General features: G+C 58.2%; 14 protein-coding genes and 4 pseudogenes. 12 read left to right on the top strand and 6 right to left on the bottom strand.

Going from position 1 to position 15264, the window contains the following annotated elements; all coding sequences use genetic code 11:
• Positions 1-2: 2 nt before the first annotated feature.
• Together ACSQ3J_RS23515 and ACSQ3J_RS23510 are read left to right on the top strand one after the other, a co-directional pair.
• Positions 3-209 (top strand): annotated as a pseudogene (locus ACSQ3J_RS23515) (adenylate/guanylate cyclase domain-containing protein); the annotation flags it as partial.
• Between the two features lie 371 nt (positions 210-580).
• Positions 581-1069, top strand: coding sequence for an RrF2 family transcriptional regulator (locus ACSQ3J_RS23510; RefSeq protein WP_060501571.1), 489 nt, complete (start codon positions 581-583; stop codon positions 1067-1069).
• On the opposite strand, the gene ACSQ3J_RS23505 is transcribed toward ACSQ3J_RS23510, so the two are convergent.
• The 4 genes from ACSQ3J_RS23505 to ACSQ3J_RS23490 all read right to left on the bottom strand — a co-directional run bounded on the left by ACSQ3J_RS23505 (position 1052) and on the right by ACSQ3J_RS23490 (position 3921).
• Entirely contained in the window at positions 1052-2074 is a 1023-nt protein-coding gene (locus tag ACSQ3J_RS23505; RefSeq protein ID WP_060501569.1) for a mechanosensitive ion channel family protein, read from the bottom strand. The two genes, ACSQ3J_RS23510 and ACSQ3J_RS23505, sit on opposite strands and share 18 nt — an antisense overlap.
• A gap of 65 nt (positions 2075-2139) precedes the next feature.
• Complete coding sequence (locus tag ACSQ3J_RS23500; RefSeq protein ID WP_060501568.1) at positions 2140-2562, bottom strand: cupin domain-containing protein; 423 nt, start codon at positions 2560-2562, stop codon at positions 2140-2142.
• A gap of 61 nt (positions 2563-2623) precedes the next feature.
• The gene (locus ACSQ3J_RS23495) at positions 2624-3376 is read right to left on the bottom strand and encodes an SDR family oxidoreductase (protein ID WP_436040462.1); all 753 of its coding nucleotides are present in this window, start codon (positions 3374-3376) and stop codon (positions 2624-2626) included.
• Between the two features lie 65 nt (positions 3377-3441).
• Positions 3442-3921, bottom strand: coding sequence for a carboxymuconolactone decarboxylase family protein (locus ACSQ3J_RS23490; RefSeq protein ID WP_060501565.1), 480 nt, complete (start codon positions 3919-3921; stop codon positions 3442-3444).
• 130 nt (positions 3922-4051) lie between these two features.
• Here ACSQ3J_RS23490 and ACSQ3J_RS23485 point away from each other — a divergent pair, with 130 nt between their 5' ends.
• Positions 4052-4957 carry a LysR family transcriptional regulator gene (locus ACSQ3J_RS23485; RefSeq protein WP_060501564.1) on the top strand — a complete coding sequence of 302 codons (906 nt, stop codon included), beginning with the start codon at positions 4052-4054 and terminating at the stop codon, positions 4955-4957.
• A gap of 292 nt (positions 4958-5249) precedes the next feature.
• Here ACSQ3J_RS23485 and ACSQ3J_RS23480 read toward each other — a convergent pair.
• Positions 5250-5687, bottom strand: a pseudogene (locus tag ACSQ3J_RS23480) (DDE-type integrase/transposase/recombinase); the annotation flags it as partial.
• 129 nt (positions 5688-5816) lie between these two features.
• Between ACSQ3J_RS23480 and ACSQ3J_RS23475 the strand changes: the two are divergent.
• The 5 genes and pseudogenes from ACSQ3J_RS23475 to dhaL form a co-directional block, all read left to right on the top strand.
• Positions 5817-6067 (top strand): annotated as a pseudogene (locus tag ACSQ3J_RS23475) (aspartate aminotransferase family protein); the annotation flags it as partial.
• Between the two features lie 260 nt (positions 6068-6327).
• Positions 6328-7275 carry a substrate-binding domain-containing protein gene (locus ACSQ3J_RS23470; protein ID WP_060501562.1) on the top strand — a complete coding sequence of 316 codons (948 nt, stop codon included), beginning with the start codon at positions 6328-6330 and terminating at the stop codon, positions 7273-7275.
• Positions 7276-7351: 76 nt separating this feature from the next.
• Positions 7352-8851: a sugar ABC transporter ATP-binding protein gene (locus ACSQ3J_RS23465; RefSeq protein WP_060501558.1), complete on the top strand. Its 1500-nt coding sequence runs from the start codon at positions 7352-7354 to the stop codon at positions 8849-8851.
• Entirely contained in the window at positions 8841-9803 is a 963-nt protein-coding gene (locus ACSQ3J_RS23460) for an ABC transporter permease (protein ID WP_060501557.1), read from the top strand. The genes ACSQ3J_RS23465 and ACSQ3J_RS23460 overlap by 11 nt, the downstream gene beginning before the upstream one ends.
• 37 nt (positions 9804-9840) lie before the next feature.
• Positions 9841-11607: a dihydroxyacetone kinase subunit DhaL gene (gene dhaL / locus ACSQ3J_RS23455; protein ID WP_060501555.1), complete on the top strand. Its 1767-nt coding sequence runs from the start codon at positions 9841-9843 to the stop codon at positions 11605-11607.
• A 6-nt stretch (positions 11608-11613) separates the two neighbouring features.
• Here dhaL and ACSQ3J_RS23450 read toward each other — a convergent pair whose 3' ends face one another.
• A complete protein-coding gene (locus ACSQ3J_RS23450; protein WP_060510626.1) occupies positions 11614-12570 on the bottom strand; it encodes a sugar-binding transcriptional regulator in 957 nt (318 codons plus the stop codon).
• A gap of 280 nt (positions 12571-12850) precedes the next feature.
• On the opposite strand from ACSQ3J_RS23450, the pseudogene ACSQ3J_RS23445 reads away from it, so the two are divergent.
• From ACSQ3J_RS23445 to ACSQ3J_RS23430, 4 genes and pseudogenes are all read left to right on the top strand, one after another.
• Positions 12851-13071, top strand: a pseudogene (locus tag ACSQ3J_RS23445) (IS6 family transposase); the annotation flags it as partial.
• A 144-nt stretch (positions 13072-13215) separates the two neighbouring features.
• Positions 13216-13473, top strand: coding sequence for a type II toxin-antitoxin system VapB family antitoxin (locus tag ACSQ3J_RS23440; RefSeq protein ID WP_060501551.1), 258 nt, complete (start codon positions 13216-13218; stop codon positions 13471-13473).
• On the top strand, positions 13470-13874 hold the full coding sequence (locus ACSQ3J_RS23435) for a type II toxin-antitoxin system VapC family toxin (RefSeq protein ID WP_060501550.1): 405 nt from the start codon (positions 13470-13472) through the stop codon (positions 13872-13874). The genes ACSQ3J_RS23440 and ACSQ3J_RS23435 overlap by 4 nt, the downstream gene beginning before the upstream one ends.
• The gene (locus ACSQ3J_RS23430; RefSeq protein ID WP_436040461.1) at positions 13871-15016 is read left to right on the top strand and encodes a site-specific integrase; all 1146 of its coding nucleotides are present in this window, start codon (positions 13871-13873) and stop codon (positions 15014-15016) included. The genes ACSQ3J_RS23435 and ACSQ3J_RS23430 overlap by 4 nt, the downstream gene beginning before the upstream one ends.
• The last annotated feature ends 248 nt before the right edge of the window (positions 15017-15264 follow it).

Genomic DNA, 15264 nt, shown 5'->3' with positions numbered 1-15264 from the left:
GCTACGGCAATGTTGGCTCTGGCCGACGTCTCGATTTCACCTTGATCGGCCCCGACGTGAACATGTTGAGCCGAATCCAAGGTACTTGCGGGGATTTGAAGCTTCCTTTGTTGATGTCCCAGGTGTTTAGCGAAGCAGTGGAGACGTCGACCGATTTTGAAGGAAGCTATCGTTTAAAGGGTTTCCAAGATCCCATTGATTTATACACCTGCCCCAAAGGGCCGGAAAAAAATTACTTGGCATTACGGAGCGCCTGTAAAAATAGTATAATAACATATTTGCTAATATTTGGAGCAGACGTAACCCGCTTCGCGGATATTTCATCGTTGCTTCCACCGAACCTTTAGAGAGAGTGAGTGAAGTGCTCGGTTACGAGCCTACTCAGGTCGATCCACCAGCAAGTGCTTTTTCCCTTTCCAGTATTTTGTCGAGGGAGGTAGAGACGGGAATATGGCCGCTCGCCTTGACGGCCTCCGAGGCTTCCCCCAATCGCCAGAATAGACGAAACGGATTTACACGATGCTCGAATACGGATATAAAATATCCTTATTTGTTAACGTCGCACGCTGAGCCGCTATCCATGATCCTGAAAAGCCAAGTCGAATGGGCGCTTCACTGTTGCGCTATTCTTTCCGGCCTGCCCGAAGGGCGCTACCTTTCGACCAAAGCGCTGGCAGAGCTTCATGGCCTGCCCAAGGAATATCTCTCAAAGGCTTTGCAAAGCCTATCGCAAGCGGGCCTCGTACACACGACACTTGGTCCCTCAGGTGGATACCGATTGGCCAAGCCGTCCGCCGACCTAACATTCCTGGATATCGTTGAGGCAGTGGAAGGCAGCAGCAGGACGTTTGTGTGCAACAACATCCGTGCCAACAATCCTTGCCGACCCAAGGGCTTTTGCGAAAGTAGTCCATGTGCCATCGCGCGGGTCATGTGGAAGGCCGATGAGGCCTGGCGGTCCAGCTTGCGTAGCGTGACGCTGGCAGACCTCGGGATGACCCTGTCAAAAGAAGTCGATCCCGCCATCTGGGCTGGCACCTTTGACTGGGTGCTAAAGCGTGCCGGTTGAGCGGATTGCTGCGAGATCGGCATGTTTTCGAAGGCCGGAACTGCCAATGTGGACATAGCTTTGCGCAGGCGGAGCAAACGCCAGTTCGTTTGACTCAAAACTCTGTTGAATGGTGTCGATCAATTCGTTCCTTGCAGGTGTGCGCCCGGAAGGACTTGTCACCCGGAACTGCAGTTCGGCTTCGATTGCCACCGCATCTATGGACTTGAGGGCGACGACAGGTGGTGGATGCTGGACTATGCAGCTACAGCCCTTCAGCGCCGTCTGCATGACATCCTCCACAAGACCAGGTCGATGTTCGGATGAGACCCGCATTGTGAGGATGATTAGATGCGTTTCATCGGGGCGCGTCAGATTGGTCAACCCGACTTTCGCGAGCACACTATTCGGCAAGACCACCAGATTGTTGGCAGGCGTCAGCACTTGCGTGGAACGCCAGTTGTTTTCAACGACGCGACCTTCGGTTCCGTCGGCAAGTTGGATCCAATCACCGATTGAGAATGGCCGCCCGAGCGTGAGAGCAATGCCGGAGAAGACGTCGGCAAGCGTGTTTTGCAGTGCAAGGCCGAAAATAACAGCAACGACGCCGGACGTGGCGACAAGTGTTCCGATTGGCACGTCGAACACGAATGCAAGGATCGATAGCGCAATCCCGATATAGACCACCGCGACCATGAGATCCTGCAGCAGCCTTGCTTGCGTCGGTCGACGGTCAAGCACGATGATCCGCACGACGCCGATCATTGACCACGCAAGATGGATCCACCAGAGAACCCTGGCTGAGGTGGCAAGGAATGCCGGGACATTATGCGCATATGTCTCGCCCACCCGATAAGGCAGTATATCGCCAAAACCCAGCACGGCCGTCATAGCCGTGAAGAAGACGATTTGGATAATCAGCCTTGCCTTGGGTCGATTGCGGCCCTGAACTTGCCATACGACAATCCCGGCAATGCCCAGAAGATTGATCGCTGAAAGCGACAGAAAGGCAGGATCGTCAAGCATGACCATTTCTCCAAATCCAAATTCGAAACAACCGGACGCTGCTGACAGCGCCCGGTCTGGAAGGTTCAGTTCTTGATCGGAAAGGTCAGCTCCTTTTGAACTGTGTCGACGACAAAGACCGCCAGAAGTTTTGCCTTTTCGCTCGTGCTGCCGTTCGCACTGACTGCGTGACGGTCGCCTGGCATCTCGGAAAAGTTTTCGCCCGCCTTGTAGACCTTGACCGGTTCATCGTTCACCTGGCTTCGGATCGAGCCCTCCAGAACCGTCGCATAGATAAAGGCGCTATCTGGATGGGTATGCGCATCTGAGAAACCGCCTGGATCGTACTCGACCAGAATTCCCTTGATGCTCTTGCCTGGAACATTCGGAAGTTCGTGCTCGTACACCACGGTAACCGTCGCGGCCTTGCCACCGGCACTGTCATGGGACGAGGCCGTACCAATCATTCCGGCCAGTATGGCCGTTGCTGTGAAAACTGATCTGATCATGTCGAAAACTCCTATTTATCGAGAGATAATGCGCTGCGGAAAGCGACGCATGTGTTGCGATCTACTTGCGTGCCGATGTTGGGAACCACTGCTCGAACGTGATCCGGCCAAGGCGGGGGTTGTTGTCGGAAACGAGTGAGCCGTCGTCGAGACGGGCGCCGAAATATCGAGCCTCTGCATCCGGAAAGACCTTGCGCGCATCGCCCATCGCGACGAGATAGCGGGCGACAAGATCAGTCAATTTCGAACGCTCCGGCCCGGCAATTTCGATTGTGCCGTTGATCGGCGCAGCAAGCGCCACGTCTGTCATCGCATCGGCCACATCGTCAGAGGCGATGGGTTGGACATAAGCCGGTGCCAGGTGGACACTGTCGCCAACAGTTCCGGACTGGACGATGCCGCTGAGGAACTCCAAAAACTGGGTGGAATGCACGATCGTATAGGGTAAACCCGATTCCTTGATCAGCTTCTCCTGGGCAAGTTTGGCGCGGAAATAACCGCTCTCCTGTAAGCGCTCCGTCCCGACGACCGAAAGCGCGATGTGATGCTTGATGCCCGCTGTTTTCTCGGCGGCTAGCAAATTACGGCCAGATCTCTCGAAGAAGTCCATAACAGCCTTGTCTTCGAAGGATGGCGAATTGGCGAGATCGATCACCACCTCAGCGCCGGCGAGCGCTTCTGCAAGCCCCTCCCCGGTGATCGTATTGACGCCCGTGTTCGGAGATGCGGCGATCACATCGTGGCCACGGTTGCGAAGACGCTCGACAGTCTTCGAACCGATGAGGCCGGTTCCGCCGATGATAACGATTTTCATATGTCTTCTCCGTTCGCGGACACCAGCGCGCCGCGTTGTCTGATCGATCTGTCGGGGTGAAAAGCTTAGTTTAGGCCGGCTTTATCGAGGCCAAAGGCCTTGTCCGCGGATCCGGGCACCGCCTTGAAAGCGATGCTGGCCCGGTTCCAGGCGTTGATCGTCATGATCGAAAACGTCAGTTCGCTCATTTCTTTTTCCGAAAGCTGGCCGCGGACCCGCTCGTAAAATTCATCGGGAATGCCGCCTTCGGGGAGCTTCGTAACCGCTTCCGTCCATGCCAGAGCAGCGCGCTCCCGTGGAATGAACAGGTTCGATTCACGCCAGATCGCAACGTGGTAGAGGCGAAGCTCGCTCTCCCCGTGGATCTTTGCTTCCTTGACATGCATGTCAAGGCAAAAGGCGCAGCCGTTGATCTGCGATGCCCGGATGTGAACGAGGTCGTGGATTTTCTGTTCGATGACCCCGCCATTTGCGGCGGCGCTAAGGTCCATGAGTTTTTTGAACAGTTCGGGTGATTGCTGCGCATAATTCAGTCGCTGTGTCATAACTGGCTCCATTATTAAGGATAATAAATGTCCTTATGGACTCACAATATCCTTAATATCTCGACAGGCAAGTATTTCCCGCATAAGCTCGCGACATAAGCCTTATGTCGAAAAATATGGGAGGGGCTGAATGGACATCGTTTCAGCGTTGAGAACATTCCTGCGCGTAGCGGACACTGGCTCTTTCTCGGCGGCAGCTATCGACCTCGGGCTCACGCAACCGGCTGTGTCTCGCCAAGTTTCTGCGCTCGAGACACATTTGAACACCCGTCTTCTGCATCGTACGACGAACGCTCTTGCTCTCACGGTCGAGGGCGAACAGATGATCCCACGGGCGCGGAAAGTCCTTGAGGCCGTCGATGCAATTGGCGGAACAAATTGTGTGGAAGGTGGTCGCGCCTCTGGAAAAGTCAGATTAAGCCTGCCGGCGCCATTGGGTCTCTACATGAGCGACCGCCTGCACAAACTTCTCAATTGCCATCCCGATCTGACGATCGAATTGATCTTGCGCGAGGAACCTTCGGATTTGATCGCCGAGGCGATCGACCTAGAGATACGCATCGGATCGGTTGGCGACAGTAGCCTCGTGTGCCGGCGGATAGGCTGGACGACGGCATCCCTTGTCGCTTCTCCCACCTATCTCGCAAGCCGTCAGCCACCACACTTTCCAGAGCACATCACCGGCCACGACTGTATATGCTATAGACGTGCCGGCGACGGTCGGTCCTGGTCCTTTTCCAACGGCGCGGACGAGCTTCAAGTTCGGATCGCCCCAAAGCTGATTGCCAACAATGCCATGGCCGTCCATCGGGCGGTGCTATCGGGCGCTGGGCTGGCAGTGCTGTCCCACATTCTGGTCGAAGGCGACGTGAAGGCAGGACGTCTTGTGAAGCTTTTGCCCGACTTTCCACCTACCCGCCTGCCGATCAGTGTCGTGTATCCGTCCCGCCGTAATCTCCCCTTGCGCATTAGGACAGTGCTGGACTTCCTCGTCGAGGCAGTCGGAGAGGACGCCATGATGGCGTCCTTCAACTGAGCTTGAAGGAACCGTGCAGAGAAATTGAGATGCCCACGTTCTTGATGAGATACAAACTTTCGGCCCTTGTTATCCTCGCCACTAGCGAGCACGCACCACATGTGGTGCCACGATCCTGCGCGCCCGCTCTGTTAAAGTTCTTCGAACAGCCGCGCGTCGAGCCATGGAAAACATCGCCATGACCAGCAAGGCTTCCCGCTACCTCACGCTGGTAGCCTGCGATCGGACGACCATCCATGGTTCTGTTGCAAAACTTGAGATATCCGCGAGGCTGGGCGATTTCTGCGGCTGCTTAGATTGAAGCGACGAGGGTTTCGAACTGTTTGGCGATCGACAAGCTGGCAGTGTGAGCATCTTGTAGCTGGTGCTTGCGCAGCATGTGGATCATCTCGATACCAGACAATGTTGCAACTGCGGATCTGAAAGACTTAAAGCCGAGCATCGGTCTGACGCGTCGCTTGATCCGCCGGTGATCCTGCTCGATGCGGTTGTTCAGATACTGAACTTTGTCGGATGCGGACGGGTTCAAGCCGGCGGCGCGACCGATCCTGGAGGTGGCTGATGGACAGAAAATGATCGCTTCCCGGTTGGTCTGACTGCCGTCGATAATGATGCGTTCCCGTCGGCCATGCCGAGCGAACGCTTTTTTGAAGAAGCGTTTGGGCGCAGAAAGGTCACGATGCTCGCTGAGCCAGAACTCGACCGTGTATCCGTTGCTGTCGATGGCCCGGATTGGACTCCATGAGCAATCGCGCGACAATGTCGGCGGTGAGCGCAACTATGATTGAACCTACCGCGCGCTAAGTTTCCAGGCGCGTTTTGTCGTCGCCAATCTCAGTTCGCGCCCCGTTCCTGGCGGCGTGGCGACGGCCTGATAGCCGCCATCGGATTCGTCGCAGAGAAAGGCGACCGCGCCTTTTTCGACCCCATCAAGGAAATCGGCCCGCAGGCCCTGCCCCCCTACTAAAGCGAGACGTCGGTCGCGCCATGACGCAGGGCGATATTCCGGCCTTTGGCCCCCCGCTCTGCCTTATCCGCGAGGATGCCGACATCGTCGTCAAGGCAACAGCCGGCCCTGCGAAAGCCGTTCTCGGGCAAGACTTGAAATGAATGGGGCCGGATAACCACCGCATGGGAACTTGCAGACCTATTTAATTGCCGGTGGCTCGCGGGACCGTGCAGATGAGTGTCTATGAGACGTACAGTCCCTTGCGAAAGCTGAAGCGAGGCTTCGATTTACTCTTGTATTTTTTGCATTACATGTGTATCTGCATCTCGCAGGCTTTGAATTTTCCGGACCCAGATCCATTCGAAGCACTCGCGCACCGTCCAGGCGGGAGGAGACCTCGCCTAGCTCAAGGGAGATCAGCATGAAGAAACTCGCCATATTGCTGGCATGCGCCACCGCGCTTGCCCTGCCTGTCACCGCGTCTGCTCAGGATGCGCAAGGCACCATCAAGAAAGACGCATACCGCTTTGTCGTCGTACCGAAGGTCGTGCATCCGTGGTTCGACAAGGTGAATGAAGGCGCGCAGGCCGCGGCCGCGGCCATCAAGGCTCAGACCGGCTCCAGCGTCGAAGTCATCTATTCCGCACCGCAGTCCGCGGACGTCGTTCAGCAGAACCAGATCATTGACAGCGCCCTTGCGACGCAACCCGATGGACTGGCGCTCGACCTGCTCGATCCCTCTGGCAACCGCGCTTCACTCGAAGAAGCACAGAACCAGAATATCCCTCTGGTCATTTTCGATTCTATTCCCCCGGAAGGCATGGCTATTCCCTATATTGGTTCGGACTTCTGCGAGCAGGCGAAGATTGCCGCTCGTCGCCTCGTCGAGGTTCTCGGCGGTGAAGGCGAAGTCGCCATCATGCAGGGCGTTCCGACCGCGCCGAACCACTCAATCCGTGCCGAATGCCACCGCCAGATCTTTGCCGAACATCCAGGCATCAAGGTTGTTGCAGAAGGCATCGACAATGACAGCATCGAGACGGCGCAGCAGCAGGCAGCCGCCATCATGCAATCAAACCCGAACCTCAAGGGTTGGGTCGCATCCGATGCCGCCGGCCCGATCGGTATCGGCCAGGCGATCGTCGAAGCCGGCAAGCAGGGCAAGGTTACTCTCGTTGGGCTCGACAACCTGCCGGAAATGCTCGACATGATCCGCGACGGCGTTGCTGACAGCTCGTCGGCCTCGCAGCCGGAACTGCAGGGCTATTGGTCAGTCATGTTGCTCTGGGCGCAGGCAACCGGTGCCAAGGTGCCGGGTTACCTCGACACCGGCAACGCTTTCCTCACCAAGGAAAACGTAGGCAAGTGATCCGGTAAGACCGGACCTGCCGTGAGGCACGGGATTTCCGTGCCTCTTCCATCTCACTACGACGCTGAGGTGCCCCATGGCTTATCTTGAAACCCGCGGCCTTGGCCGGGATTTTCCCGGCGTCACCGCACTCAACGGGGTCGATCTTTCGATCGAACTTGGCCGCACGCACATTTTCGCGGGCGAGAACGGTGCCGGCAAATCCACTCTCGTAAAGATCCTGACCGGCACCGACCGGGCTTCGCGCGGCGATATCCTGATCGATGGCCGCAACCCTGTCGACGATCCCGCTCTTTACAAGAATGTCGCCTACGTTCCTCAGGAGCTCAATCTCTTTCCGCAGATGAGCGTTGCAGAGAACTTGTTTATGCCGTTCAGCCGGACAGGTCACGGCGGGCTTCTCGTAAACCGCAGTGCTCTCGTCGAGGAGGCCCGCAGCTATCTTGAACGGTTCGGCATCGAGGCAGACCCGCGCGAGCTCGTGGCAAATATCTCGGTCTCCGACCAGCAACTCCTCCAGATCGCCCGCGCCTGCACCAACGCGGATATGAAGGTGCTTATTCTCGACGAACCGACGTCATCCCTGACGCGCGTCGAGGTAGACCGGGTCTTCAAGGTCATCCGGGGCCTGCTCGACCGCGACCACGCCATCGTCTTCATCAGCCACAAGATGGACGAAGTCTTCTCCATCGGCGACGACTACACCGTGCTGCGCAATGGCGAAAAGATCGAAAGTGGCAAGATCGCCGATATTTCCGAAGCGGATCTGATCCGCGCCATGTCCGGCCGCGACATCGCTTTTGACGACCATTTCCGCCCCCAAGGTGTTGCCACCGACACGATCATGACGGTGCGCGGCCTTTCCGGGTCCCGCTTCCGGGATGTCAATTTCGAGTTGCGCCGTGGAGAAATTCTTGGCTTTGCCGGCCTCGTCGGCGCCGGCCGTTCGGAAATCATGCAGACGATTTTCGGTTTCCTAAAAGCCAAGGCAGGCACTGTGATGGTCGAGGGAAAGCCCTGGACGCTCAACGATACGGCCTCGTCGGTCGATGGCGGCATGCTCTACCTCTCGGAAGAACGCAAGCATCACGGCATCTTCCCGCTGCTTTCGCTGCGCGAAAACATCGGGATTTCCATCCTGTCGCTGACCAGGGGTTCCCTCGGCATCAGCGGCGGGCGGGAGCGCGAGGCCGTCCAGAAGATCATCGACGACTACGGCATCCGCACGTCGGGCATGGGCAAGCGCATCTCGCAGTTGTCCGGCGGCAACCAGCAGAAGGCCATCATTGGCAGAGCCATGGCGACACGGCCGCGCGTGCTGATCTTCGACGAGCCGACGAAGGGCATCGACATCCGGACCAAGACCGAGATCTACAGGATCATGAAGGGTCTGGCCGAAGAAGGCGTCGGCGTCATTCTCGTTTCCTCGGAACTCGACGAACTCAAGAAGTGCGCCAGCCGCATCATCACGATGCACCACGGTCGCATCACCGGCGCATTCGACACCGCCGGAACGAACAATGAAACACTTGTAGGCGCCATTTTCGGCACGGAGGTGAAAGCCGATGCAAACTAATTCCCTGTCCCTCCTGACGCGCAGCCCGCTTGCCGGCGTTTTCGTCGCGCTCGCTGTCATCTTCACGCTCTCGGCGCTGATCTCCCCCTATTTTCTCACGCCCTATAACCTCTCGGTTATTGCGCGCGGTCTCGCCTTCGTCGGCCTTATCACAATCGCACAGTCCATGCTGATGGTGCTTGGCGAACTTGACCTGTCGCTCGGCGTAATCGGTGGCCTGTGTGGCGTCATTTCCGGCATCCTTATGGTGCGGCTCGGGCTTGAGCCCTATTCAGCGATGTTTCTCGCCATCTTGCTCGGCGCGTTTCTGGGCCTTCTCAACGGCCTTCTGGTGACAGTGCTGCGGCTTCACTCGCTGGTCCTGACCATCGGCACAGCCGGCATCTTCGGTGGCGCCAACCTTGTTCTTACACGCGGCGTCGCGATCACCGGCATCCCGAAGAACGTGCATTATCTGGGCCGTGGCGATTTCCTCGGCATGCCCGTACCCTTCGTGATCATGCTCGTCGCGCTCGCCGTCGCCACCTTCGTCATGCTGAAGACGCCCTTCGGTCGCTACATGTATGCGATCGGCAACAACCAAGCCGGCGCCCGCATGCTCGGCATCAAGGTCGACAAAGTTCGCCTACTCGTCTTCGGGGTCGCCGGCGCGATCGCTGCCCTGGCCGGCGTACTGATGGTCGCCCGTCTCGGCACGGCGCAACCGTCGATCGGCGAGACCTGGGTGCTGGCTCCCATCGCAGCTTCGGTCATCGGCGGCGTCGCCACGACCGGTGGCATCGGCAGCCCGATCGGGGCCATCTTCGGTGCTGGCATCATCGCCATCATCGAAAACATCATCGTGCTCTTCGGTGTCTCGCCCTACTGGCAGGGTATAGTTTCGGGCGCCATCGTTGTACTCGCCATTTCCTTCGACGCCATTTCCCGCCGCTATCTCCGTCGCGACGCATGACGCATCCGGCTGCTTCGCTCTGACGAAAGAAAAAAGAATGAACCAGGAAGTCAAAACCAAGAAACTGATCAACGCGCCGGAAAACATCATCGCCGAGATGATCGAGGGCATGGTCGGCGCCCATCCGGACATATTGCGCGTCGAGGGGGAAACCGGCCGCGCGGTCGTTGCAGTCGATGGTCCGCGTGATGGCAAGGTCGGTATCGTCGTTGGCGGCGGATCAGGCCACGAGCCTGCCTTCGCCGGCTACGTCGGCCGTGGTCTTGCCGATGCCGCGGCTGTCGGCAACATCTTCGCTTCCCCCTCCCCGTCGCACATTGTCGAAGCGGCTCGCGCCGTGGATGGCGGCGTCGGTATCGTGATGCTCTACGGCAACTACACCGGTGACGTTCTCAACTTTACCATGGCAGCGGAAGAGCTAGAGCAGGTCGGCATTCCCGTGCGTCATGTGGCTGTTGCCGACGATGTTGCCTCCGCTCCAATCGACCGCAAGTCCGAACGCCGGGGTATTGCCGGCGACTTCTTCGTCTTCAAGATCGCCGGTGCCGCCGCCGACCTTGGTGAACCGCTGGCGCGCGTCGAGGCGCTTGCTCATGCCGCAAACGATGCCACCCGTTCCATGGGTGTCGCGCTCAGCCCCTGTTCGCTGCCGCAGACAGGTAAACCCAATTTCACGATCGGCAACGACGAGATGGAAATCGGCATGGGGCTCCACGGCGAGCCTGGCATTCGCCGCCAGCAGCTCGCAACAGCCGATGAAGTCACCGATGAGCTTGTCGATGCCATTCTGAAGGAACTTCAGGTCAAGGCGGGTGAACGGGTTGCGGTTCTGGTCAATGGTCTCGGTGCGACCTCGCAAATCGAGCTCTATATCATCTTCCGCCGCGTCAAGCAGCGGCTGGATGCACATGGCGTCGATATCCATGCCTCGTGGGTCGGCGAATACGCGACATCTCTGGAAATGGCCGGCGCGTCGGTTACGCTCATCAAGCTTGACGACACGCTGCAGGCGCTGCTGGATCATCCCTGCCACACCCAGGCTCTCGTCGTCGGCGCTTTCGAGAAGACCCGCGGTACCCCTTCACGTAACCGCCAGACAGCCAAACCTGCTGAAGGCGCAGCGCCGTCCCAAGAGAAGCCGCGTATCCTCATCACCGAAGGCGACGTGACCCCTGCGATTTTCAAAGCGATGATGCACACGGTCGGCGAGCAAATCATCGCCGAGAAGAACTGGCTTTCCGAACTCGATGGCGTGATCGGCGACGGCGACCACGGCATTACTATGGAAATAGGCTGGAAAGCAGTGCAACTGGCTTTGAAGGATGCCCAAGAAGACGAGACGATCGAATCAATCTGCAAGCGTATGGCAAAAGCGTTTCTGGATGCCGTCGGCGCTTCCTCCGGCCCGCTATATGCCACGGCATTCCTGCGCGCGGGCACGGCGGTCGGCAACCGTCTCAATCTCGATGGCGTCGGCATGGCGGAATGGCTGAACGCCGCCTGCCAGGGCATTCGCGACCGTGGCCGAGCCGAACCTGGCGACAAGACGATGATCGATGCATGGGTGCCTGCCGTCGAAGCCGCGGCAAAGGCCGCCGCCAATGGTGGCTCCTCCCTTGCTGTGCTGGTCGCGGCAAGAGACGGCGGCGAGGCGGGTATGAAGGCAACGGCTGCGCTGGAATCACGCCGCGGCCGTTCCGCCAAGCTCGGCGAGCGCTCCGTTGGCCATATTGACCCCGGTGCTGCCTCGACCTTTCTCACGCTGCGCGCCATGTCGGCGGCGCTTGAGAAGGCACTCGTCTGACCGATATCAGCGCGGGCCTTGCAAGAGGGCCCGCGCAACACCTTCATTGGTAACCAGCCGGTTGACGTAGCCGGCGCGAAGAATGGCGCGGATGATCGGGATCTTGCGGATTCCGCCAGAGACCAGCACGGAAATCGGCTTGAGTTTGAGCTTGTCCGGCGGAAGCGCAATGATAGATTCATTCAGGAAATGATCGATCGCCTGACCACGCGCGTCCAGAAACCATCCCATGAACTCACCCACTGCGCCACGTTTCAGCACTGTATCGAGATTGTCCTTCACGACGCGGATCTGGGTGAGCGAGGTGTCCTGCGCTAGCGAACCACAGGAAACGATGCCCACATCGGCGATCTCCGTACGCGCAAGGACGTCAGTCAACTCGTCATTGAGTAATAGGGCGTTGCGACTTTCGGGATTGGCGCAATAGATCGGCGCTGTCAGATAGTGACATTCGATGCCGAGTGCGCGAGCAAAGGCCGTCGCCACTTCGAAAGTGTTGGTCGATGACCCGCTGGTAACGCCGCCGGTGAGCCCCACGACCCAGCTCTCGGTCCTCGGCCGGGCGCGAAGAGCGCGAACGGCGAAGCTCAAGGTTCGCCCGGAACCGATGCCGACCCCCATGTCTCGATCTTCGATGAGTTCACTCGCAAGCGCTCCGGCCGCTTCCCCAATAACGCGCTTCTGCTCGAGATAATCATCCAGATCCGGTACGACGACGGCATCTCTGAGTCCATAACGTGCGGATACCTTTTCCGCCAGATCAATGCAGTCTGTCAGAGGCAGAGAAACCCTCACTTGCACGCTGCCGGAATCACGCACCTGGCCGATGATCTTGTTGACCTTCAAACGCGTGATGTTCATGCGTTGGGCGATTTCCTGCTGGGTCTGTCCGCCGATGAAATAGAGCCAGGCGACACGCGCCCTCTCTAGATCGTCGTCTAGAAATTCCGATTGATTTGGCATTAACCAGCACACTCCTAACCACGCATTCTTCGAATAACGAGTTCGGGTAAGGCAGGCAACTCCAGCTTAGCAACTTACGTCACCGTCCCTTAAATCACCGGATTGCGGGGAGTGAATTGTTAAAAAGGTTTGTCACAAGCTTTTCTGGATTATTCAGCATGCAAAAGTTGACATCGATTGCGCCGCTCTCAATTGAATACTCCAAACCGCCCTGCACCGCACCGTCAACATAACCGACCTGTCGATGGTTGGACGACGATCGAGGTGATATTTGGCCAGCATGACCGAAAAACCGCTTACCCGTCACCACCGCCGTCGTTTTCTAGCCGCGATTATCGCCGATGCCGATTTGCCTTATTATCGAGTTCCGCTGAGTTTCGCGATATCGAAGACCTGCTTGCCGAACGCGGGATCAAAGTGTCGTTTCATACAGTGTCGGAACGGGTGGCGAAATTTGACCTCAAATCCGCTTGTCAACTCCGGCAGCGATCATGCGGCAACACATTTATTGTCCGCCACATGTTACTCCGGGATCGCTCACTACCGATAACTACGTCTTATCGGAAATAAGCCATCTTCGTCGAAATCCTTGCCATCTCGGCACGCGATCGCTATCTTGGACACAGAAATCCGATGAGGCTCACCATGTCCGAACCGCAGCTCTCCATTCGCAGCAGCAAGGCCCGCGATCTGGCTCACGCACTGTCCCGTCGCACCGGCCAGCCGATCAACCGGCTCGTCGAACTGGCGCTTGAGCGTTATGAACGAGAGCTGAGCGACGAGCTGGCGAAAACGCCCGGTGACGCTCTCTGGGACCTGATGGCGGAAGGCCGCCGGTCCGTGCCCCCAGGTACCACATCCGCCCATGACGATTTCTACGACGAATTCGGCCTGCCGAAATGATCGCCATCGATACGTCGGTGATCCTGGCGACTTCGTTGCGTGAACCTGAAGCCGAGCGCTTTCATTCGCTCGTCACCCGCGAGGAAATTGTTATCGGCTGGCCGACGCTTCTGGAAACCAGAATGGTGCTCGCCGGTAGAGGTTTTTCCAACCCTTCGGCAATCATTGAGCAACTCGTTGCTCTGCCAAACGTGACCGCAGTGGCGTTCGGAGAGCGTCACTATCACGCCGCTGAGAAGGCATTTGAACAGTTTGGTAAGGGCCGCCATCCGGCCAGCCTCAACATGGGCGACTGCTACTCTTACGCCATCGCCACTATCGCCAAGGCGCCGCTCTTGTTCAAAGGGCACGGTTTCGGGCAGACGGATCTGAAACTCCATCCCGCGTCGTCGATGACATGAAAAGCGCCGGACGAAATCCTGTCGATCGCCGTGCTCACGAACTTGATACGATCGCCGCCGTGCTGCCGATCGAGCGGCGTGAAGAGCTGGCGGAGCTGCTGACCGACCAGGATGTTAAGACGCTGCGGCATCTGGTCAACGAAGGCATGGGCGACAACACACTCAGGGCGTTGACCTCGGACTTGGCTTACCTGCAGGCCTGGTCGCTCGCCGCCACACATAATGCCCTGCCATGGCCGGCGCCGGAAGCACTGCTGCTCAAATTCGTTGCCCATCACCTGTGGGATCGGGCGCAGCGAGAGCTCAATCCGGATCACGGCATGCCGCCGGACGTTGAACGCAGCCTTCGTGAGCAGGGCTTCTTGCGAAACGACGGACCGCATGCACCGGCGACGGTGCAGCGCCGGTTGGCCAGTTGGTCAACGCTGACGAAATGGCGGGGGCTCGACGGCCTGTTTTCCTCCCCCGCCGTCAAGTCCGCCATCCGCCTCGCCGTTCGCGCCACGCCGCGCAAACGGCGGCGCAAGAGCGCCAAGGCTGTCACCGGCGATGTCCTCGCGAAAATGCTCGCCACCTGTGCCCGCGCCGAACTTCGTGATCTGCGCGACCGGGCAATCCTAATGCTGGGCTTCGCATCCGGCGGCCGTCGGCGGAGCGAGATTGCTGGGCTGAGGAGAGAGCAATTGACTGTCGAGCAGCCGGTCTCTGTCGAGAACGCCCCTCCCCTGCCCTCCCTGTCGATCCATCTCGGCCGCACCAAGACCCGCGGGACGGAAGACGATGAAATCGTCTATCTGACAGGTCGCCCCGTCGAGGCGCTCAATGCTTGGCTTACCGCGGCAAAGATCGAAAATGGCAGCGTGTTTCGCGGCATCGATCGATGGGGAAACGTCTCCCGCCGGCCGCTCGATCCGAAGGCGATCAATGATATCGTCAAGCTGCGGGCCGGAATGGCCGGTCTCGATCCGAGTGAATTTTCCGCGCATGGTCTTCGGTCGGGTTATCTCACGGAGGCCGCCAATCGCGGCGTTCCCCTGCCCGAGGCCATGGAGCAGTCCAGACATCGCTCTTTGCAACAAGCGTCAGGCTACTACAACAACGCAACGCGACGCAGTGGAAAAGCTGCCCGCCTGCTCTCATGAAACCCTGCTGCAAAGCGCAGCGATCATCAATCATCAGGCTTGCGCATCTCAGTCATAATCTAAGCCGAGATCGTCTCGGTTTAACCCTACCACATAACCCTAATACTCGACTTCTCACACAATCGTGGATCGGTGTGGCATAACAATCATGCCGGGTGGGGACCCTGCATTTGAGTACGCAGGACTTTATGCTCCCGTCGCAAATGGCGGGGGCTGAAGTCCTGGCGTATTTGGGCAGCGGGTGGAAC

This window comes from Rhizobium sp. LjRoot98 (assembly GCF_964252935.1).
GTDB lineage: Bacteria > Pseudomonadota > Alphaproteobacteria > Rhizobiales > Rhizobiaceae > Pararhizobium.
Note: the sequence above shows the minus strand (reverse complement) of the source record. Positions and strands in the feature narration are given on the sequence as shown.